At 62.6% G+C, this 22,022-nt stretch carries 18 protein-coding genes and 1 pseudogene; 12 read left to right on the top strand and 7 right to left on the bottom strand.

Annotation, left to right across the window (positions count from 1 at the left end; translation table 11 throughout):
* The first annotated feature begins 46 nt into the window (after nt 1-46).
* From C6W55_RS07560 to C6W55_RS07520, 9 genes are all read left to right on the top strand, one after another.
* A complete protein-coding gene (locus C6W55_RS07560; RefSeq protein WP_286892163.1) occupies nt 47-859 on the top strand; it encodes a CheR family methyltransferase in 813 nt (270 codons plus the stop codon).
* Between the two features lie 23 nt (nt 860-882).
* Nucleotides 883-1,935 (top strand): protein-glutamate methylesterase/protein-glutamine glutaminase, encoded by a 1,053-nt coding sequence (locus C6W55_RS07555; protein ID WP_286892162.1) that lies wholly within the window; start codon nt 883-885, stop codon nt 1,933-1,935.
* Nucleotides 1,936-2,109: 174 nt separating this feature from the next.
* Nucleotides 2,110-2,880: an alpha-helical endospore appendage domain-containing protein gene (locus tag C6W55_RS07550; protein WP_286892161.1), complete on the top strand. Its 771-nt coding sequence runs from the start codon at nt 2,110-2,112 to the stop codon at nt 2,878-2,880.
* 43 nt (nt 2,881-2,923) lie between these two features.
* Complete coding sequence (locus tag C6W55_RS07545) at nt 2,924-4,837, top strand: glycosyltransferase (RefSeq protein ID WP_286892160.1); 1,914 nt, start codon at nt 2,924-2,926, stop codon at nt 4,835-4,837.
* Nucleotides 4,838-4,951: 114 nt separating this feature from the next.
* Nucleotides 4,952-5,260: an alpha-helical endospore appendage domain-containing protein gene (locus tag C6W55_RS07540; protein ID WP_286892159.1), complete on the top strand. Its 309-nt coding sequence runs from the start codon at nt 4,952-4,954 to the stop codon at nt 5,258-5,260.
* On the top strand, nt 5,244-6,041 hold the full coding sequence (locus C6W55_RS07535) for a hypothetical protein (RefSeq protein WP_286892158.1): 798 nt from the start codon (nt 5,244-5,246) through the stop codon (nt 6,039-6,041). Before C6W55_RS07540 ends, C6W55_RS07535 begins: the two co-directional genes overlap by 17 nt.
* Before the next feature lie 159 nt (nt 6,042-6,200).
* The gene (locus C6W55_RS07530; RefSeq protein WP_286892157.1) at nt 6,201-7,640 is read left to right on the top strand and encodes an exosporium glycoprotein BclB-related protein; all 1,440 of its coding nucleotides are present in this window, start codon (nt 6,201-6,203) and stop codon (nt 7,638-7,640) included.
* An 88-nt stretch (nt 7,641-7,728) separates the two neighbouring features.
* Entirely contained in the window at nt 7,729-8,868 is a 1,140-nt protein-coding gene (locus C6W55_RS07525; protein ID WP_286892156.1) for a glycosyltransferase, read from the top strand.
* Complete coding sequence (locus C6W55_RS07520) at nt 8,831-9,934, top strand: glycosyltransferase (protein WP_286892155.1); 1,104 nt, start codon at nt 8,831-8,833, stop codon at nt 9,932-9,934. The genes C6W55_RS07525 and C6W55_RS07520 overlap by 38 nt, the downstream gene beginning before the upstream one ends.
* Before the next feature lie 73 nt (nt 9,935-10,007).
* Here C6W55_RS07520 and C6W55_RS07515 read toward each other — a convergent pair whose 3' ends face one another.
* From C6W55_RS07515 to C6W55_RS07505, 3 genes are all read right to left on the bottom strand, one after another.
* Entirely contained in the window at nt 10,008-10,370 is a 363-nt protein-coding gene (locus C6W55_RS07515; RefSeq protein WP_286892154.1) for a DUF3992 domain-containing protein, read from the bottom strand.
* A gap of 137 nt (nt 10,371-10,507) precedes the next feature.
* Complete coding sequence (locus C6W55_RS07510) at nt 10,508-10,909, bottom strand: S-Ena type endospore appendage (RefSeq protein ID WP_286892153.1); 402 nt, start codon at nt 10,907-10,909, stop codon at nt 10,508-10,510.
* 211 nt (nt 10,910-11,120) lie between these two features.
* Nucleotides 11,121-11,960 carry a hypothetical protein gene (locus C6W55_RS07505; protein ID WP_286892152.1) on the bottom strand — a complete coding sequence of 280 codons (840 nt, stop codon included), beginning with the start codon at nt 11,958-11,960 and terminating at the stop codon, nt 11,121-11,123.
* A 214-nt stretch (nt 11,961-12,174) separates the two neighbouring features.
* On the opposite strand from C6W55_RS07505, the gene C6W55_RS07500 reads away from it, so the two are divergent.
* Nucleotides 12,175-16,341, top strand: coding sequence for an S-layer homology domain-containing protein (locus tag C6W55_RS07500; RefSeq protein ID WP_286892151.1), 4,167 nt, complete (start codon nt 12,175-12,177; stop codon nt 16,339-16,341).
* 45 nt (nt 16,342-16,386) lie between these two features.
* On the opposite strand, the gene C6W55_RS07495 is transcribed toward C6W55_RS07500, so the two are convergent.
* The 4 genes from C6W55_RS07495 to C6W55_RS07480 form a co-directional block, all read right to left on the bottom strand.
* Nucleotides 16,387-17,103: a hypothetical protein gene (locus tag C6W55_RS07495; RefSeq protein WP_286892150.1), complete on the bottom strand. Its 717-nt coding sequence runs from the start codon at nt 17,101-17,103 to the stop codon at nt 16,387-16,389.
* Nucleotides 17,104-17,336: 233 nt separating this feature from the next.
* Entirely contained in the window at nt 17,337-17,642 is a 306-nt protein-coding gene (locus C6W55_RS07490) for a helix-turn-helix domain-containing protein (RefSeq protein ID WP_286892149.1), read from the bottom strand.
* Between the two features lie 58 nt (nt 17,643-17,700).
* Nucleotides 17,701-18,078 carry a hypothetical protein gene (locus C6W55_RS07485; RefSeq protein WP_286892148.1) on the bottom strand — a complete coding sequence of 126 codons (378 nt, stop codon included), beginning with the start codon at nt 18,076-18,078 and terminating at the stop codon, nt 17,701-17,703.
* Nucleotides 18,079-18,094: 16 nt separating this feature from the next.
* Nucleotides 18,095-18,337 carry a helix-turn-helix transcriptional regulator gene (locus tag C6W55_RS07480; protein ID WP_483316352.1) on the bottom strand — a complete coding sequence of 81 codons (243 nt, stop codon included), beginning with the start codon at nt 18,335-18,337 and terminating at the stop codon, nt 18,095-18,097.
* 162 nt (nt 18,338-18,499) lie between these two features.
* Here C6W55_RS07480 and C6W55_RS07475 point away from each other — a divergent pair, with 162 nt between their 5' ends.
* Together C6W55_RS07475 and C6W55_RS07470 are read left to right on the top strand one after the other, a co-directional pair.
* Nucleotides 18,500-19,621: a response regulator gene (locus C6W55_RS07475; RefSeq protein WP_286892146.1), complete on the top strand. Its 1,122-nt coding sequence runs from the start codon at nt 18,500-18,502 to the stop codon at nt 19,619-19,621.
* Between the two features lie 7 nt (nt 19,622-19,628).
* Nucleotides 19,629-21,998: pseudogene (locus C6W55_RS07470) on the top strand (hybrid sensor histidine kinase/response regulator); the annotation flags it as partial.
* Between the last annotated feature and the right edge of the window lie 24 nt (nt 21,999-22,022).

Genomic DNA, 22,022 nt, shown 5'->3' with positions numbered 1-22,022 from the left:
AGAGAGCCATCCGGCTCTCTTTTCCGTTGCGGAGCGGGGCGATGTCATGATCGGAATTACGGAGAAGGAGTTCGAGCGCCTGGCCGCTTATGTCAAGCAGAGTTTCGGCCTTCATCTGGGCAAGGAGAAGAAGATGCTCGTGCTGGGAAGGCTCGGCCGCGTCCTGCAGACGCTGAACATGAAGAGCTTCACCGACTATCTGGACTACGTGACGGCCGACCGCACCGGCCAGGCCGCCGTGACGCTGATCAACCGTCTGACGACCAACCATACGTTTTTCATGCGTGAAGCCGATCATTTCGATTATTTCCGGGACAGGGTGCTGCCCGAGATCATGCCCCGGCTGAAAGACAAGGATCTTCGGGTGTGGAGCGCCGGCTGCTCCACGGGAGAAGAACCGTATACGCTGGCGATGCTGATCGATGAGTATCTGGACAGCGCCCGGACGGGATGGGATACGACGCTCCTTGCCACCGACATCTCGGAGCATGTGATCCGGCAGGCCGTCCGCGGCGTCTATCCCGCCGAGTCCGTCGAGCTTCTGCCGAAGCGGTGGCGTCTCTCCTACTTCGTCCCGCACGGGACGGATCAGTACGCGGTGACCGGCCGGATCCGGAAGGAAGTGGTGTTCCGCCGCTTCAACCTGATGGACCCGTTCCCCTTCCGCAGGCGTTTTCATGTCATCTTCTGCCGGAATGTGATGATCTACTTTGATGAGCATACGCGCAGGCAGTTGATTCGCAAATTTTACGACAGTCTGGTGCCGGGGGGTTACCTGTTCATCGGCCATTCGGAGACGATCAACCGGTTCGAATCGCCGTTCAAGTACGTGAAACCGTCGGTTTACCGCAAGGAATGAGGAAAGGGGCTGTCCGACCGCCCATGCAGAAGACGATCAGGGTGCTCGTCGTCGATGACTCCGCGGTGTTCCGCCAATTGCTCGCGGCAGGCCTCGCGGCCGTGCCCGGCATCGGCGTTGTCGCCACGGCGGCCGATCCCTACGAAGCGAGAGACCGGATTCTGGCGTACCATCCGGACGTGATGGTCTGCGATGTCCACATGCCGAAGATGAACGGCATCGAGTTCCTGCGGAAATTGCTGCCGCAATATCCGCTGCCGGTCATCGTGATGAGCGCCGTCAGCTCGACCGTATTCGACGCGATGAACGCCGGCGCGGTCGACTTCATCCCGAAGCCCGATGCCGGGCCGGGGCGGGTGGAGCGGTTCGTGGAAGAGCTGGCCGAGAAGATCCGGGTTGCGTCCCGGGCCAAAATCGTGCGGTCCGGCGGTCCGATGTCCGGCGAAGCCGTTCCGGGCGCGGCGCGCGCGATGAAGCCGCCGACCGGCGCCGGCGCAAATCCCGTCAGGCCGGCGCCGAAGCTTATTGCCATCGGCGCGTCCACCGGAGGGACCGAGGCGATCTACACGCTGCTCAAGGCGCTGCCGGTCGACGTGCCCGGCATCGTCATCGTCCAGCATATCCCCGGGAAGTTCTCGCGCATGTTCGCCGAACGGCTGAACCGTTCGCTGGCGTTCGAGGTGAAGGAAGCGAAGACCGGCGACCGGGTGGAGAGCGGCACCGTGCTGATCGCGCCGGGCGAGCGGCACATGCGGGTGAAGCGGTCGGGCGACCGGTTCACGGTGGAGGTCTTTGACGGGGAGAAGGTGAACCGGCATTGCCCCTCGATCGACGTCCTGTTCGAATCGGTGGCGCGGGAGGCGGGCAGCCGTTCGATCGGCGTCATCCTGACGGGCATGGGGTACGACGGGGCGAAAGGATTGCTCGCCATGCGCCGCAAGGGTGCCCGGACGGTCGGCCAGGATGAGGCATCCTCCGTCGTGTACGGCATGCCGAAGGTCGCCCACGAGCTCGGCGCGGTGGAGAAGCAATGCTCCCTGTATGCCATGCCGCGCGTCATCGAGGGGATGCTGTGAACGCAAAGGCGGAAACGAAACCAGGGCCGGTCGGGACTGTCGTCCCGGCCGGCCTTGCGCGTTTTCCGGCCTTCGGCGTCTTGCAGAGCGCAGGGCATCGGTGAGGAAGTCTAAGACGGGAACTCGGACAATACAGTATACCATCGGCAAGATTTCGCGAGAGGGGTGAAACGCATGTCGGCCCCGAACATTCCGAACATTACGCCCGTCATCTCGATCGACCGCGACGATGCGATCAATCTGCTGCTGTCGTCCATCGCCCTGGAGGAGCTGGGCCTCAGCCATATCCTCAACGCGGAGGGCGAGAAAATCCAGTATATGCTCGGCAGGCTGCCGGGGACGTCGCCGCCTGCTCCTCCGACCATCGATCAGATGCTGGCAATGAACGAGTCGGTCAGGCAGACGCTCAATACCGCCATGAAAAACGAGATGCACCTCTATTCGAAACTGGAGACGGTTCTCGGGCTGCTGAACGCGGACAGGGCGGGTACCGGAACGAAATCCGGCCAGGGAACGGCGGGGACGAACGCATCCGCGCATCCCGCATGGACCGCCACGCACGCGTTCGCCGCCAGCACGTCCAACCAGACCGTGGAGATCGACAGCGCCGGAACGGCGATCCGTTTCCCGGACAACCAGGTGCTCAGCGGCGTGATGAAGAACGCCGCGAACACGGTGTTCACCGTGCCTGCGACCGGCCACTACCTCGTCACCTGGATGGTGAACATCGGGCTGGCCGCTTCGGATTTCATCGCGCTGACGATCAACAATGTGATCTACGCGCCCGCCATGCTCACGAGCTCGGACAACACCGGCTACACGAGCACCGTCATCGTACCGCTCGCGTCGGGCAGCAATCTGTCGGTCAAAATCTTCGGCCCCGGCCGCACGACCAGCTTGTTTGACGGAGCGGGGGCGACACTGACCATCGTCCGAGTCAAATGACGCGTCGGGAGCCCGGTCGCCACGGGAGGGGAGCGGCAGAGCCATGAAGATTCTCATTGCCAGTCCGGTACAGCAGAAGCCCGAAATTTTGCGGATGTTCCTCTATACGGTGCAGCACGTGCGAAAGCCGGATGATTGCGAAGTGCACTACCATTTTGTCGACGACAACGAGCGGGAAGAATCGTCGGCGATCCTCCGGCAATTCCAGGCGTCGCAGCCGAACGTGAAAATCAGCCGGTACGGCCAGCACATGCGGTACGTCGTTGACGAGTCCACCCACTACTGGACGGAGGACAACATGGAGCGGGTGGGCCGGATGAAGGACGAGATCATCCGGGAAGCGATCAGGGAAGGCTTCGATTACGTCTGGTTCATCGATTCCGATCTGCTGGTGCATCCGGATTCGCTGATCCATCTCCTGCAGGCGGACAAGGACATCATCAGTTGCATTTTCTGGACGAAATGGCGGGAAGACGACGTGCCGATGCCCCAGGTGTGGCAATCGGACCAGTACAGCATGGTGCGGGCGAGAAGTCCGGCGCGGTCGGACAAGGCGCGGCAGGCTGCGGAGGCCGAAGCTTTTCTCGAGAAGTTGAAGAAGCCCGGCATCCATGAGGTCGGCGGGCTGGGGGCGTGCACGCTCGTCAGCCGGTCCGCCCTGACCCGGGGCGTCCGGTTCGAGTATATTCCCAATCTCTCGATGCCGGGGGAAGACCGCCACTTCTGCATCCGCGCGGCGGTGCTCGGTTTCCGGCTGTACGTGGATACGCGGACGCCGGCGTATCATCTGTACCGCTCGGCGGATCTCGAAGGGGGATACCGGTTCATCGAGACCCACTACCAGGCCGACCTGCGGCGGACCCGCGTCAGCCTGTGCATCGTCGTGAAGGATGACGAAGACAACCTCGACCGGTGCCTCCGTTCGGCGGAGGGCATCGCGGACGAGATCATCGTGGTGGATGCGGGCGGGGGCGGCCGCACGGCGGAGGTCGCCGCCGCGCATGGGGCCCGCGTGTTCCGCTTCGATTGGAACGACGACTGGTCCGCCGCGCGCAATGACGCCTTCGCACAGGCGACGATGGACTACATCCTGTGGCTGGATGCGGACGATGTGATCGAGCGGGAGGACCGGTTCAAACTGCTCGAGCTGCTCAAACAGATTCCGCCGGACGTCGACAGCGTGCTCATGGACCATCATCTCGTCTGGCAGGAGAACGGCCGGCCGCTGCTCAGCCGCAAGCGTCACCGGCTGGTCCGCCGCGCTTGCGGCTTCCGCTGGGAAGGCGCCGGTCATGAGCGGCTGCAGGTCACGGGGAAGACGCTGCGCTCGGATATCGGCATTTCGCGGCGGGCATCGAAGGATGCGGACGACCGAAGGCTGGAACTGTACGCGCGGCTGCTGGAGAAGGGAGCCGATCTCGGTCCGCGCGATCTTCTCGGGTATGCGATCGGGCTGGCGGATCACGGCCGGCACGATGAGGCGATTCCCTGGTTCGAGAAATTTCTGGCCGCGGATCAGGGATCGCCGGATGAGCGGGCCGAGGCGCACATGCGGCTGGCGGCCTGTTACGGCGCCGCGGGCGACAGGAAGAAGCAGCAGCGGATGCTGCTGGACCTGTTCTCCCTGATGATGCCGCCTCCCGAGGCGCTGTGCCAGCTCGGCACGTCGTTCCTCGAGGAGGGGAAGCACCGCCAGGCCGTCTTCTGGTTTGAGGCGGCCGTGCGATACCGGGAGGAAGAGCCGGACGCCGGCGGATGGATCGATCACCCGTCCCGGACCTGGCTGCCGCATCTCCAGCTCAGTGTCTGTTACGATCGCCTCGGGGACATCGACAAGGCGCACGCCTGCAACGAAGAGGCGGCGAAGTACAGGCCCGATCACCCAAGCGTCCTCTACAATCGCGCTTATTTCCACAAGGTGTTGGGCGAAAAAGCGGGGACCCGGGGACCGGCGTGAAGGCGCGACCGGACAATCGGGGCATATTTGTACAGGACGCCTCATACTTTGGAACTGATCCTGCTGTCCAATCGGCGTGCAGGACGAAAATAACCAACCATGGAGGCGGCGTCCATGTCACTCCCGACAGTCCCCGATATCAACCCGCACATTACGCTCACCAGGGAAGAAGTCTACCATCTGTTGCTGGCGTCCGTCGCAATGGAGGAGATCGGTCTGGCGAACATCCTGAGCGCCGAGGGTGAGAAGATCCGGCAGGTTCTCGTCTCCGAAGAAGGCTGTCTGGAGGCGCTGCTGATGATCGGCAAGTCGGTCGACCACATTCTGCGCAGCGTGATGAAGAATCAGCTTCTTCTGCTGTGCAAACTTGAAGACATTCTCGGCATGGACGAGGATCCGGGCTATGATGGAAATACGGAGTGACCACCTGTTCGGGATGGCATTGCCCGATGACCGGGACCGCTTTCTCCAGCTTTGCGAATCGTATGCCGCGACGGGCATGGTATACGCGAACCTGCTGGAAGCGTTCGCCGACGGCATGATCCGCTGGATGGAGCGCTCGTTCCGCGAGGATGGGGACCGTTCCGGCATCGGGCCGGACGGAATGCCGGAGCTGCTGGGCCGCGCCGGTTGGATCGGTGAACTGAACGCGCTGCTGGCCATCCTGGTCGCGAAACACCACCGGATTTTGCACCGGTTGTCAGAACGCACCATGGGTCCGGAGCTGGCCCGAACGATGGAGCTGGCGACATCCACCCTCTGGAGCAGCGGAAACCAATGGGGCGTCGCGCTTTGCCGACTGCTCCGCCGGCTCCACCTCCTGATGCAATCGGGCGCATGCGGCGACGCGCGCGTGAAATGGTACGGCTTCGCGTCCTTCGTGGCGCTGCAGCAGCTTCACGAACTTCTGATCCATGCGCGGCGCTGGCGGGTGCTGTGCCGGGCGCTCCTTCCGGACATGCCGGATTTGTCCCGCCCGGCGGCGCTGGAACGCGAACTGGAGCGGCTGGAGAGGGCGTGGCTGGCGGCACGGTATTGCGGGAAGTGGGAACGGAGAGCGAACCTTCGCCAGATCGGGCTGCTGCAGCATTGGCTTGCCGGCCTGCGGGATTTCCGGATCAGCAGGTACGCGTTCGTGCGGCGGCAAATCCGCTATCCCCGGCCGTGGCTGAACAAGATGATCCGAACGGGCATTCCGGGATAAGCCGACGTTGTTCGGCTTTTTTTCATGGGGCAAAAATTCCCTGCGGGGGCAGGCGTCTGCCCGCACCAACCGGCACCTTGCGGATATACATAAATAGACTGTTGAACCTTTCTGTCGCGTTTCACGGTCGAGATTTCCGGTTTCGGGAGGTGTCTGTTGGTGTCTCAGGCGAATCTGCCCAACATTACGCCAACGATCTCGATCTCTCGGGATGATGCCATCTCCTTGCTCATTTCCGCCATCGCCATGCAAGAGCTGGGGCTCAGTCATATCATCAACACCGAAGGCGAGAAGCTGCAATACGCCCTGGGGACGCTGCCCGGCGTCACGCCGCCGGAAGTGACGATCGAGAACATTCTGGCGATGAACAACAGCGTCAACTCCACCTTGCGCGAGATTGTCAGGAAGGAGTTTTTTCTCGCGGGGGCGCTGGAGACGGCCCTGACTTCGCCGACCATGGTCGGTCCGACCGGTCCGACCGGCCCGACGGGGCCTGCCGGCGGCCCGACGGGCCCGACCGGCCCGACGGGTGCGACGGGGGATACGGGCCCGACCGGACCGACAGGCGATCCGGGGCCGGAAGGGCCGATTGGTCCGGCGGGTGCAACGGGGCCGACGGGGCCTACGGGACCGACCGGTCCGACCGGACCGACGGGGGATACGGGCCCGACCGGACCGACGGGTGCCGGTTTCGAGGGGATCGTCATCTTCGACCCCGATGAAGCGCCGGGGTACCCCGTAGGTCAGGTCGTCGTCTATGAGGGAAGCACCTACATCGTCGTCTCGGCGCCGCCGGTCGGAACGCCGGATACTTCGCCGGATTATCTGCTGATCGCGGCTGCCGGCGCCACAGGTCCGACGGGACCCACGGGTCCGACCGGTCCGACGGGGGATACCGGTCCCACGGGGCCGACGGGCCCGACCGGCCCGACCGGGGATACGGGCCCGACAGGACCGACCGGCCCGACAGGCGATGCGGGACCGGAAGGGCCGATTGGTCCGACGGGACCGACAGGCGATACCGGTCCGACGGGGCCGACGGGCGATACCGGCCCGACCGGACCTACGGGATCGGATGGCTTGGCGGGGACGAGCGCGCTTGTCCCGCTTGCCTCCGGGGCGCCCGTCGCGTTGACGGGATTGATCGGCAATCTTGTCGGCACCACGGCGCTTGTCGGATTCGGCTCGAGCTTTGCCGGCGTATCGCTGGTCGGCGGCAACATCAGCCTGATCGGCGGGGCCGGAGTGGCGACGAACTACGCGTTCCAGATGCCGCAGGACGGCGTGATCACGTCGCTGACCGCTTTCTTCAGCGTCACCGCCGCACTTTCGCTGCTGGACGACATTGACCTGACGATGCAGATCTACGCGTCCCAATCGCCGCTCAGCAACATTTTCTCGCCGATCCCCGGCGCGTCGGTGACCGCCGTCCTGCCCGGCATCCTGAGCATCGGGGATACGGCGACCGTTAACGCGACCGGCCTGAATATCCCGGTCTCCGCGCAGACCCGATTGCTCGCTGTCTTCTCCGCGACCTCGGGGCTGGCCGTCACCCTCGCCGGATACTGCAGCGGCGGCATCGGCATCGCCCTGACGTAAGTCCGGCCCATCATCCCGGCTTCCCGGAAGGCATGCTCCGTTCCGGAGAAGCCCCTTTCTACATAACGAATCGGAGGTCGAAGCGGGCGTGACCCGAAAGCCCCGTTTGTCGCTATGCATGATCGTGCGCGACGAAGCGAAATGGATCGCAGCGTGCCTGGACAGCGTCCGGGACGTGGCGGACGAGATGATCGTGGTGGACACGGGGTCCCGCGATTCGACGCCGGAACTGGCCGAGCGGTGCGGGGCCAAAGTCTATGAACGCGCATGGAACGATGATTTTGCGGAAGCGCGGAATTACAGCCTCGAACGGGCGTCCGGAGACTGGATTCTGTGGCTGGATGCGGACGAACGGCTGGATCCGGATGGCCGTCAGGCGGTCCGGGACATCCTCGGGACGGACAAATGGCTGGCGTCGCTTACGGTCGTGAACTATTACGGCGGCGATCCGCCGGACCCGTCCCGTTCCAATCGCCTGGCGCAGCACCGGCTGTTCCGGAACTCGCCGAAACTGCGCTTCCGGAACGCCATCCATGAGCAGCTCATGCGCATTCCGGAGTTCTCCGCGGATGCGATCGTGCATCTTCCCGCCGTCATCCACCATTACGGCTACATGGACGATCCCGTCCGGGAAAAAAGCAAGTCCGTCCGCAACCTGCGTCTGATCAGCCGGTCGATGCAGCGCGAGCCGGACTACGATCCCTGGCTGGACTATCACGCGGCCGGCGAATTGTACCGGCTGGGCCGGCTCGACGAGGCGCTGGACTTCGTGCAGCGCGCCATCCTGCGCTTCCTGGAGCGGCGGAAGCTGCCCCCTTCGCTGCTGTACAGGCTCAAATACGCCGCGCTCATCGAAGCGGGCCGGTACGGAGAAGCCGCGCGCGGCATCGACGCGGCCATCCGGCTCCATCCCGATTATGTGGATCTGCACCTGTACAAAGGCATCATCCTGCTGCATCTGGACAGGGCGGACGAGGCGCTGCCGGTGTTCCGCCATTGCCTGCGGCTGGGCGACGGCGGTACGGCGCATTTGACTTGCCACGGCTCGGGCAGTTTCATGGCCTGGTACCACATCGGGCGCTGCCTTCGGCGGCTGGGCAGGCACGGTGAAGCCCGGGAAGCGTTCGCGAAGGCGCTGGAGCTCAGGCCGGATTATCCGGAAGCTTTGCGGGAAATGGAGGGTTGTGGCGTTGATCGCGATCAGCCTGTGCATGATCGTCCGGGATGAGGAAGCGGTGCTGGGCAGATGTCTGGATTCCGTCGCCCCCCATGTGGACGAAATCGTCATTGTCGATACCGGATCGACGGATCGCACGAAGGCGATCGCCCGGGAGTACGGCGCCGCGGTATACGACTTCGTCTGGATCGACGATTTCGCCGCGGCGCGGAATTTCGCGTTCTCCAAGGCGACCCGGGACTACATTCTGTGGCTGGACGCCGACGACATGCTGCTGCCGGAAGACGGCAGGCGGCTGGCCGAACTGAAGCGGACGCTCGATCCCGTGTACAACACGGTCACGATGCCGTACATCCTCGCGGTGGACGAATCCGGAAAGCCGACCTTCTCCCTGCGGCGCAACCGGCTGGTGAAGCGGGCCTGCAACTTCAAATGGATCGGTCCCGTGCATGAATATCTCGAAGTGAGCGGTCCCGTTTTCCACAGCGACGTCTGCGTCACGCATGCCAAGCAGAAAGCCTACACGGACCGGAATCTTCGCATTTACCGTGCGCGTCAGGCGAAGGGGGAGGCCTTTTCTCCGCGGGACCTCTATTATTTTGCCAACGAGCTGAGAGACCACGGGCACTACGAGGAAGCTTGCGAATACTATGAGCGGTTTCTGGACACGGGCCGGGGCTGGGTGGAGGACAACATTCAGGCTTGTCTGAAGCTGGCGGATTGCTACCGGCAACGGAAGGACGACCGGAAGGAATTTCAGGCGCTGTGCCGCAGTTTCCTCCATGACCGCCCCCGCGGCGAATGCTGCTACCGGCTGGGCGAATATTTCCTGGACCGCGGCAAGGTGGATCAGGCGATTTTCTGGTTTCAGATGGCCACCCGGCTGCCTGTCCCCGAGGACGCGATGGGCATGCGCAATCCGGCGATGACGACGTGGATGCCCCACCTGCAGCTCGCCGTATGCTATTCCCGGCTGGGAAAACACGAGCTGGGCCTCCTCCACAACGAGAAGGCCGCGTCGTACGTGCCGAACCATCCGAGCGTCTTGCACAACCGGAAATTTTACGCGCGCGTTCTGCGTGAAAACACGAACGGTCGAGCGGGACAGCCGTCCTGATCGACCGTATTTTTTGCGTCGGATTGAACCGGGTCAACAGGGGGAAACGATGCCGGAATGACCGATGAGCCGTTCAAATCGCGTACCGGGGCGTGATGCAGAATTCGCCCTGGTACGTGCCGGCCGTGGCGGGCAGCGTGAGCTGGATGGTGGAGAACCGGCGATAGGTGAAGGACGTACTCGTACCCGGAGCCAGCGTCGTGGTGCTCAACGTGCCACCCGCTGCATCCAGGACCGTAAGGGTAATGTCGGCCGGTCCGACATCGTACTGCACATACCCGGAGCCGTAAATGTTCTGGCTGACATTGTTGTTGTATACGACGATGTCGAGTGCGGCATCATCCACCGTGCCGTTCCAGGGTGTGCAGACTTTGTCCTGCACGTATTTCTTGTCCGGGCAGCAGCTCATCGCCATCTCATTTCCGCAGCATCCCATGCATTCATCCCTCCAGCGCAAACATTACTTCAATATAGTGCTGCAAATGCCCGAACGGCCTGGTCAAATGCCGGGAAGACACGATCCCATTTTGCCGGCAGGACTCCGACCGTCCGCCATGCGCCGGCATCTCCGGTTCAACCGTTGACGGTGACGGCGTATTTCCCTTCCGCGAAGGTCGCGGGTCCGGCGCCCGGCACCGTCACCCGGAGCCTCCTGATCCGATGCCCCAGATAATTGACGGTGTTGCCCGGCGCGACGTCCATTTCCAGCAGTTCGTCGGCTTCGATCAGCAGGCGGATCGGTTCCGTGTTCTCCGGCCGTGCGTACACGGTGGCCTGCACCGCCGAAACCCGCAGCGAAGCGTCCCGCTCCCAGATCAGCACGCCGGGGGTGTCGCCGGTGATGAGAATGTTGCCGCAGCAGGTCTGGGTAAAGGCCGAATTGGCCGTGTTCGGAGGCGTGCTGTTTCCTCCGTTTGCCGGGTCGGGAGGATCGCCGGGAGCGTGATGATGGCGGTACGGCGGGATGAACGGCATCGGCGGCGTCCGTGCCCGGCCGCCGCGCCGTCTTCTCCGGCGACAGCGGCCGCGGCGGCGCGCACATTTTCTCCGCTTGCGTGTGCAGACGGAGCATCGGCACAGCAGACAAGGCCGGCAGCGAATGTTGAAGCCCATGGCGGACCACCACTTCGACGGATGTCTGCTTTATTGAATGTCGGAGGCCGCCGGCATGTGAATCCACGCGTATTCAGGCGATGCGATGGACGGACCAGAAGATGCCGTTGGCCCCGCTGTTGCCGAGCTGCAGCGTCACGGTGGCCCCGGTCGAGTTGTAGAACAGGATGATCGTGTCGCCCGCGTTGAGCAGGAGATCACCGGCAAGCGTGACGCAGCCGTTGCCCAGCAGTCCGCGAAGCGTGACGATCGCGCTGATGTTCAGCACCGGCAGCAGGCCGGTGATCAGATCTTCGGTCGAGGGAGACGTGCGCTGCACCGCAAAATACGGATTGATGCCGGGGCCGAGGGAGATCGACACCGCCACCGTGGTGACATAGTTGATGGTTGCCGAGATCGCGTACCGTCCCGTGGAAGGAACGGTAAACACGCCGGTGGCGGCGTTGAAATTCGGGTGGCCGTACCAGGGGGCGGTGACTGTCCAGCCGGTGAGTGTACCCGACGCGTTGAGGGACAGCGCCGGAATCATGGCCGAGAATCCCTCCGTCGCGAAGACGGGACCGGTGTCCCCGGTGGGGCCGGTAGGGCCCGTGGCGCCGGTCGGGCCTGTCGCGCCAGTGGGCCCTGTCGGTCCGGCCGGCCCCGTATCTCCCGTCGGCCCGGTCGGGCCTGTCGCACCCGTCGGTCCCGTATCCCCGGTCGGACCCGTGGCGCCGGCGGGGCCGATCTCTCCGGCGGGTCCCGTTGGTCCCGTATCCCCCGTCGGTCCGGTCGGTCCCGTGGCGCCGGTCGGTCCGGTCGGTCCGGTCGGTCCCGTCGGACCGGTTCTCAGCCGCGGACTGCAGCAAGCCAGTGGATATCCTTCTTCCGGATGGCCGCATCCGCATCCGGGATAACCGCATCTGCCGGACATCACGCCCCCTCCCTTCGCCGGTCCATTCTCTTTATTGGATGCTGCGGGCATGCAAGATGCTTGTACGAATATCCGGATATCCGGTGCATTCGCTTCCGGCGGAACGGAAGCCGTCAGCCGCCGTCCGTCCTCGCTTAAGGTTTTATTAATGTGCCGTTTCGTATAATCCGGGGAAGATACAGCATTGTCGATATTTGGAGGTGCGGCGCGAACCATGGGCGACCGATTGACGAGGAGATGGCTGCGGGGACGGGTGAACCTGTCGCTCGCGATCCTGCTGGCCTTCGGCGGAATGTTTCAACTGTTGCAGCCGGCGGGGGCGGGGATCGCATCCGCGGCGGATTCCGGGACGATCATCCATGTGACGGTAACCGGAGGCGTATACGCGAGGGACGGGAAGTCCTGGGAGACGGCTTTTCGCGGTGACGAGCTTCAACAAGCGATCGACGGCGCTCCGGCAGGATCGCAGGTTTGGGTCGCGGAGGGGACGTATTATCCCACGCAGGAAACGGGCGGCACGGGCGACCGCTACCGCGCGTTCCGGATGAAGAACGGCGTCGCCATCTACGGCGGGTTCCCGGCCAACCCGGATCCGGATACGGGCATGGATGACCGGAACTGGACGAATTACCCGACGATCCTGAGCGGCGATACGGGCATGAATGACATTCCGGGAGACTTCGGCAACAACCGGAACGACAATGTCTATCATGTGATCCGCAATACCGCGGATCTCGCGCTTGACAACACCGCCATTCTGGACGGCTTTACGATCAAGGGCGGGGATGCGAGATATGGAGACGGAAAAGGCGGAGGCATCCTCAACGAGTCCGGCAGACCGAAGCTGCGCAATCTGCTGGTTACGGACAACGCCGGGAATCTGGGCGGCGGCATGTACGACATGGGTGGTCCGGAGCTGGAAAATGCCACGATCAGAGGGAACAAATCCGAAGCTGCAGGCGGCGGGCTATATATCAATATCGACTTGACCGATCCTGCAACCCCAACCGCCAAGATGACCCTGTCGAATGTTGTGCTGGAAAGCAACTCGTCGCCCATGGGCGGAGGATTGTATGTTCAGAGCGGTACTGTGGAAATGCAAAATTCGACTCTGCAGGGAAATACGACAACACAAGGCGGCGGCGGGTTCTACAGCGCAGGGTCGGTCATCATCAGGGACTCCGTCATCAAGGACAACACCGCCACCGCTTCCGGCGGGCTCGGCGGCGGGATATACCATGTCGGATCGATACCCGGGGCCGTCCTCGAGCTGACGCGCGTGACGGTGGAAGGCAACAGCTCCGGCTTGAGGGCCGGCGGGATGGTCACCGCCAACACGACAACGCTGAAAGACGTCACCATCAAAGGAAATCACACGGGTTCTGTCGCCGGCGGGATGATGATAGGCGCGGGTACCGTGACGCTTCAGAATGTATCGTTTGACGGAAATACCTCGGATCAACACGCCGGTGGATTGTGGATTGCGGGCGGCTCGATAAAGCTGCAGGATGTTTCTTTCACGGGTAACATCGCCCAAGAGAACGGCGGCGGAATCTACGCCGCGGCAGCCGCGTCTCTGGTCAACGTGACATTCGCCGGCAACCAGGCCAAATACGGCGGCGGGTTCTACAATGTAGGCGGCAACTCGACGCTGACCAATGTGCTCATCAGCGGGAACAAGGCGACCGAATCGGGCGGCGGATTCGTCCTGCTCGGCGGCAATCCGACCCTGACGAATGTGACGATCGGCGGGAACTCGGCGGCAGTCGGCGGCGGCATGTACGCCCAGGATTCCGGAAACGGCGTTGCGGCCGTTCGCAACAGCATCATCCGGGGCAATGGCGCGTCTGACGGCAAGAATGTGTCGGGTTCAAGCTCGAAGTTCCTCTTCGCGCACAGTCTGATCGAAGGTTCAGGCGGCAGCGGGGAGGATTGGAACGCCTCGATCGGAACGGACAACGACGGCAACATCGACGCCGATCCCCTGTTCAGGAATCCCGTGAAGGCAGACGATGCGCCGACCACGGCCGGCGACTATCGGGTGGCGGAGACGTCCCCGGCGGTCGACGCGGGAAGCGACAGCGCATTTCAGGCCGGGGCGACGCCGGACCTGTCGGCGGTCACCACCGACCTTGCGGGCGGGCCGCGCAAACGGTATGGCGCGGTCGACATGGGCGCCTACGAATTTGTCGACGAGACCGCTCCGGCCATCACCGGGAAGACGCCCGTCAGCGGCGGGAAGAACGTGGCGGTGGACGTGAAACTGGAGCTGACATTCAGCGAGCCGGTAAGTGCGGTCGCGGGCAAGAAGATCCGGGTCCGGAAATCGGACGACACGCTCGCGGCCGACGTGGATGCGGGCGCCGCGGCGGTGAACGGTGCGGCGGCATCCATCACGCTGCCGTCCGAACTCGCATTCGGCACGGACTATTATGTCACGATCGACCAGGGTGCGTTCGTCGACCGGGCGGGCAATGAGCTCGCGGCCATTGCGGACAGAACAGCCTGGACGTTCTCGACGGTGCCCGCGACTGAAGTGAAGCTTGAAGCGACGGCGGGCAATCGGACAGTCGACCTGGTCTGGAACGCGATTCCCGAGGCGGACGCCTACGAAATCTACCGGCGGGAGGCGGGGGGCTCATACGGGCATACACCGATCGCCACCTTGACCGCAACGGCGTTCACGGCGGAAGGGTTGACGAACGGCACCACGTATTCCTTCAAAATCCGGGCGATGAAAGGCGGCAGCGAAGTCACCGTATCGAACGAGGCGGAAGCGACGCCGATGACCGTTCCGGGTGCTCCGACGAACGTCGCGGCGTCCGCGGGAGACGGGCAGGCGACCGTAACCTTCATGGCTCCTGCCGAAAGCGGCGGCAGCCCGATCACGGAATATGTGGTCACCGCTTCACCGGGCGGCAAGACGGCATCCGGCACATCCGGTCCGATCACCGTCACAGGCCTGACGAACGGCACGAGCTACACCTTCACGGTGAAGGCGGTCAACAAGGTTGGCGCCGGGGAAGCTTCGGCGCCGTCGAACGCGGTCGTGCCGCGGAAATCCGGCGGCGGCAATCCGTCTCCTTCACAGCCGTCGAATCCCGAGCCATCCGGCCCACCGACCGGCAATACCGGCACCACCGGCGTGTATGTGCTGGTGAACGGCAAGGCCGAAAGCGCGGGGACCGCCACGACCGGGACGCGGAACGGCCGGACCGTGACCACCATCACCCTCGACGAATCCCGGCTGGAAGAGCGGCTCGCGGCGGAAGGTCCGGGAACCAGGGTCACCATTCCGGTCGGCACCGGGTCGGAGATCGCCGTCGGGGAACTGAACGGGCAAATGGTCAAGGCGATGGAAGACCATGAAGCCGTTCTGGAGATCCGGACGGACCGCGCCGTCTATACGCTGCCTGCCGGACAGATCCATATCGGCGCCATCGCCGGCCGGATCGGATCGGAGGTCGCCCTGCAAGACATCAAGATGCAGATCGAGATCGCCGAACCTTCGGCGGAATCGATCCGGCTGGTGGAGAACGCCGCGGCTGACGGATCGTTCACGCCGGTCGTCCCGCCGATCGAATTCACGGTCCGGGCCGTGCATGAAGATTCGGTAATTGAAGTCGCGACGTTCACCGCCTACGTGGAGCGGATGATCGCGATCCCGGACGGGGCGGATCCGGAGCGCATCACGACCGCCGTCGCCGTCGACCCGGACGGCGCCGTGCGGCACGTGCCGACCAGGGTCGAACGGATCGACGGGCGCTATTACGCGATCGTAAGCAGCCTGACGAACAGCACGTACACCGTCGTCTGGCATCCGGTGGAATTCGCCGATGTTGCGGGCCACTGGGCGCGAGATGCGGTCAACGACATGGGATCGCGGATGGTGATCGGGGGAGTCGGGGGCAACCTGTACGAACCCGAACGGGAGGTGACGCGCGCGGAATTCGCGGCGATCATCATCCGGGCGCTGGGGCTGAAGCCGGAGGAAGGCAAGGCGCCGTTCGCGGATGTGCACGAATCCGACTGGTACAACGGCGCCGTCCTGACCGCCCGTGCCTACGGGCTGATCGACGGATATGCGGATGGCACGTTCCGACCGGACGAGAAGGTGACACGCGAGCAGGCGATGACCATCCTGTCGCGGGCCATGGCCGTCACGGGGCTGAAGCAGCCGTCTTCGGCGGACGATCCGCTTTCCCGGTTCGCCGACGCCGCCGATGTGTCGGCATGGGCGCGAAGCGGGGTTGCGGACGCCTTGCGGGGCGGCATCGCAACCGGCAGATCCGGCGGAACGCTGGCGCCGCAAGACGGGTTGACGAGAGCGGAAGCCGCGGCGCTCGCTCAACGGTTGCTGCGGAATGCGGGGCTTATCTAGCAAGACGGAAAGGCGGGACCCTCGGGTCCCGCCTTTTCTCATGAATCAGGGAATCAGGCAGCCGACGATGATGCCCGCGTCAACCGCCAGATAGATGCCCAGGCAAGCCGCACAACCGGCCGGCCCCGTCAGCGAGCAGACAGCCGTGCAGGTCGCAAGCGCGGATGCGACGAGCGGTCCGTTCGCTCCGAACTGCTGGAGACATTCCGCCACATCCTCCCAGTAGCCGAAAGGCCTGATCATGCCGCCGTCACGGTCCGGTTGCGACGCATCTACCGACGCCGCACCGATCAACGCCCCGTTGCTGTAGATGTTGATGTCGAGCGCGTTTTCTTCTTCATCAATAATGACTTCGTGAGCCTGGACGATGGTTTTGTCACCCGAGAAGGCGAAAGTGATGCCGCTGAGCGGCATATAGTGGCCGGCCGATTCCCGGAACGGAATGAATACATAGTACGCTTTCAGGTTCGTCGCTTCATCGTCGAAGGCAACTCCCCTGATCTTGTCAAAATCAAAGTTGTCCCGCGATTCGACGGTTGTGATTTCGCCCTCATCCCATTGCCGGAGAATGACGGATTTCAGTTGCGCAAATTCGTCGTCGGAAAGATCGATCGCAAGATCGTGATAGTAGGCGATCATTTCCGCAAATTGCTCCGCCCCGGAAGAAGGCGAATGCGAGGAATGCGCACTGCCTGTACCGTCGGCAACGGTGATGACACAGAAAATCGACGAGAGCAGCAAAAGCCAAATTTTTTTCATCATTCATCTCCTCCTTTTGATCCGGTAAGATTGGAATCGGAAATATGTCCAACGGCTGATGCTTCGGTCTTCCACCTCCCATAAAACGCTTTCATTTCAGGTATAGCATATCCATTGCGAACATGCGCTTTAAGAATGTTAATCATTTCGCCGCTTTTCGACACTATCGACGATCTTTCTCCATGCGGACGACAAAAAAAGACACCGGGCCGGGACCGGCCGGTGCGTGAGACTGCTCACTCCGTCATCATGTAGCCTCTGTTGCGAACGCAAATGATTTTCAGGTTGTCATCCAATTTTTTTCTGAGCCTGGTGATATAAACGTACAGTTCGCGCCTGGTTACGGTGGAGCTCCATTTCCAGGCGAAATCGATCAGTTTGTCGAAAGACACGATCCGGTTCCGGTTCATGGTGAGACAGTACAGAATTCTGAATTCGATCTTCGAAAGCGACAGGATGATTCCGTCTTTGATCAAGGTTTCGTATTGCACATCCAGATGCAGCCGGTCATTCAATTTGAGGTTTTCCGCGATTCCGACCATTCGGCATACCACCCCACGGGAGGGTTGTGTTCTCGCCATGAACCATGCGGCCCATGCCTCAATGCTTCCGCGCCAGGATGATCCATGACACGAACAGGGTGGAGCTGATGAGCGACAGCAAAATGAGAATGGACTGTTTGGCGTTGATCTCGACATAACCGAGATGGGTCAAAAGCCACAGAACGCCACAGTAAACGAACGCCAGGACGGAGGTGTAGAAGGCGCCTTTCTGACGGATGTACCGGATCCGTTCGTCCTTGCGCCGCAGATGGGGAGCCAGGTACGCCATCGCGAAGCTGATGATCGCCAGGCTGGCGACGACAAAGAAGTTTTCGTAGTTCCTGGCGCCGCCGGCCAACATCGGAACCAGTGTCGCAAAGCCGCCAAGCACCAGCCAGCCGAAGCCGATGAGAATCAGCAGGTTTCGGGATAACATGATCGAGCTCCTTTCTTTATTCGTCGATAATGAAAATGTCTTCCACCGTGGTTTGGAAGATGCGGGCGATTCTGATGGCGAGCGGAAGCGACGGATTGTACTTGCCCTTCTCGATCGAAATGATGGTTTGCCGCGTCACGTCAAGCATCTCGGCCAGTTTGTCCTGGGACAGGTTGTGTTTTTTTCGGTACTCCGGAAGTCTGTTCTTCACATGCCCCACCTCGGAAGTTCGTCGCGTCACGCCGAGCGTTTCAATCATGATTATAATGTAAAGCAGTCTTTACGTAAAGGTCGCTTTACATAAACGGGCGCGGGCCGTAAGGGTTTATTCCGCAAAATTCGACATACTTCAAGGAATTGGCGCTTTGCCGTGGAATACATAGACAGGACTTGTGCCGCAAACATCAAAGGAGACTGATTCATGATCCGGGTGCTGCTCGTCGACGATGAAGAAGACGCGCTCAATCTGATGGAGATTCTGCTGAAACAGATCGGAGATGTCGAGGTGATCGGCAAATACGCGAATGCGCTGAGGGCGCTCGAATCGCTGGACACGGCGTCCGTGGATGCCGTTTTCCTGGACAACCAGATGCCGGGCATGACCGGCATGGAGGCGGCGAGGCGAATCCGGGAGAAACTGCCCCGCATCCCGATCGTGTTCACGACGGCGTATCCGGAATACGCGGTCGAAGCCTTCGAAGTGCGATCGACGGATTATCTGCTCAAGCTGATCACGCTGAGCCGGCTGCAGCAGACGGTGGCACGCCTCCGGGAAGCCGCGTCCCCTTCCCGTTCCGGAGAACGGCTGCGCCCTTCCATCCGCTGCATGGGCGGATTCGCGATCGGGATGCCGGAGGAAGATGGCCTGCCCCTCTCCTGGAAAATCAACAAGGAGAAAGAAGTATGCGCTTTCCTGATCCATCACGAAGGAAAGCCCGCCGATACCGAGCTGATCGTGGAAGCGATCTGGCCGGGGCACGACGTGAAGAAGGCGAAAACGTATCTGTACACCTGCCTGTCCTACCTGCGCAGGACGCTGCAGGAGCACGGCGTTCCACTGGCCGTGGAGAAGGTTGCGAGCGGTTTCGCGATCCGGATGAACGGCGCGGAGTCCGATGCGGCGGTCTTCGAGAGGCTGCTGGACGCCATGCTGGCGAAGGATGAGCCGGACAGGCGTTTGTACGACGAGGCCAACCGGCTGTACCAGGGCGAATACATGGAAGGCTGCGATTATGGCTGGGCCGCGGCCAGACAGGAAGCGATCAACGCGAAATATATCCGGTCGCTGCGCACGATGCACCGCCAGTTTCTCGGGCGGGGGGAATTGCCGCTCGCGGCGGACTGCCTGCGGCGCGTGCTTGCGATTGCGCCGGAATCCGAGGCGGACGGCCGCGAACTCATCCGGCTGAACCTGGAGACGGGGGACCGGCACGAGGCGCTGAACGTCTATCGCCGGCTGGAAGAGGCCGTCCGCGGACAGCTCGGGCTCGAGCTGGAAGAAGAGACGATCCGGTTGCGCGATCAAATGGGCTGGTTCGGATGAGCGGACGATGAAGACAAAACTTGCGGCGATGGCGGTTACGCTGGTCATTGTGGCGGCGACGTACGGGTTTTATTTTGCGCTTTTTTCGCCGGGTGGAGAAGAGACGCCGAAGGCGGAGAACGGGCTGCTCGATCTGACGGGATGGCGATTCGCGGACGCGGGCGCCGTTCCGCTGGACGGGGAGTGGGCGTTTTATCCGGGAGAACTCCTCGCGCCGGATGAACCCGGGAGCGATCCGGCGCCTGAACGGATCGAAGTGCCCGGTTCGTGGTCGGGCAAGATGCCGACATTCGGGCAGGCGACCTACCGGCTGCGGGTCCGGGTGGATGACGGCGGTTCGGTGTACGGGCTGAAAACGTCGTCGATCCAGATGGCTGGCCGGATCATCGTGAACGGCGAGGTGATCGGCGGCAGCGGCCATCCGGAAGGCTTGCGGAGCGCGGATGCGGTGAATCGCCCGTTTGTCGCCTGGTTCACGCTGCAGCCGGGCTGGAACGAGATTGTCGTGCAGGTCGCCAACCGTCATTTTCCGGCCAGCGGCGGCATCAATGAGTCGATCTGGCTGGGAGACGCCGAATCGATTGCCGCTCTGCGGGAGAAGGCGCTCACGCATGACTGGGTGGCCGTGACGGCGTTTCTCATCATGGGGCTCTATTTCATCGGGCTGTTCACGCAGCGCAAGGACGACCGCTCCCTGATCGTGTTCGGGTTGATGTGCCTGTGCGTCGCCATCTTCACCGCAACGCGCGGCGAGCGGGTGCTGTTCGGCGTGTTCGGCGATCTGCCGTTCTGGTTGTTCCTCCGCATCCAGATGATGTCGGCGATCGGCGCAGGTACCGGTTTTCTCCTGTACGTGTATACGGCGTTTCGTCCGCACGTTTCGCGTTGGCTCGTCCGGATCGGGCTGGCGGCCGGGACGGTGCTCATGGTCTGGGCAATCGGCTTCATCCCCCGGTTCGCGACGGATCTTTTCCGCCAGATGGTCACGGTGTACGCCACCTTCCCGATGCTGTACGCCGTCTACGTGTTCGTGCTGGCGTCATTCCGCAGGGCGGAGGGCAGTCTGTATCTGGTCGTGGCGGCCGTCGCGCTGAACATGTACGCGCTGGTGCAAAATCTGAACGTCTATTTCGGGGTGCCGGTCCACTCGGCGCCGCCTTTCGAACCGTTCGTGCTGCTGCTCATGCTGGCGCTGCTCATGTCGCTGCGCTTCTCGAACGCGTTCCGGAAGATCGGGGAGCTGAGCGTCCGGCTGCTGAAGGCGGACAAGCTGAAGGACGAGTTTCTGGCGAGAACATCCCATGAGTTCAAGTCGCCGCTGCACGGCATCATGCATATTTCGAGGTCGATGCTTGACAGCGCGTCGCAGCCGCCGACCGCCGAACAGCGGGAGAAATTGCAGCTCATCACGGGCATCGCCGACCGGCTGACGCGGCTGGTGTACGACATTCTGGACTTCTCGAAGCTGAAGCAGGGCGAGCTGGCCCTCGACCTTCGGGCGGTCGATGTGCGGTCGGCCGTCGGCATGCAGATCCGCGTCTATTCGTACCTGTGTGAAGGCCGCAACATCCGGCTCGAGAACCGCGTGCCGGAACAGCTTCCGCTCGCGCTTGCCGATGAGAGCCGGTTCGGCCAGATCATCGGCAATCTGCTCGACAACGCGATCAAGCATACGGAGAACGGCAGCATCGTCGTCTCCGCGGTCGAGCAGGGCGGCATGATCGAGGTGTCGGTCGAAGATACGGGCGAAGGCATTGATCCGGAACATCTCCCGCACCTGTTCGAGGCGTTCCGGACGTTCGACGACACGACGGAACAGCGGGGATTCGGGCTCGGGTTGTCGATCGTGAGGCAGTTGGTCGAACTGCAGGGCGGCGCGATCACGGTCGACACGGCGAAGGGCGCCGGCACGACGTTTACGTTCACGCTGCCGGTTGCACCCCGCGGAGTGAAGAAGGACACGGTTGCCGTTTCGCGCGAGGTTGCGGTCATGACGCAGGAGTATGCGTTCGAGACACCTTTTTTGCTGGATCAGCGGGGAAAGCACACGATTCTGATCGTGGACGATTCCTTCCTGAATCTGAAAGTGCTGATGGACGCACTGGAGCCGACGGGCTGCAACGTCATCGCCGTCAAGAACGGCCAAGAGGCGCTCGAGCAGCTCGCCAGGCCGAACCGGATCGACCTCGTCGTGCTCGACCTGATGATGCCGGGGCTGTCGGGCTATGAAGTGTGCCAGGAGATCCGCAGGACGTGAACGCTGCCCGAGCTGCCCGTGCTCATGGTGACGGCGGCGATCGGTCCGCAGGACAAGGTGGCGGCGTTCGAGGCGGGTGCGAACGATTTCCTGCCGAAGCCGTTCGATCTGGCGGAGCTGAAGGCGCGGGTCGGCAGCCTGCTG

This window comes from Thermobacillus sp. (assembly GCF_003390775.1).
Classification (GTDB): domain Bacteria; phylum Bacillota; class Bacilli; order Paenibacillales; family Paenibacillaceae; genus Thermobacillus; species Thermobacillus xylanilyticus.
The sequence above is the reverse complement of the archived record's forward strand: the minus strand, read 5'-3'. Positions and strand labels throughout refer to the sequence as shown.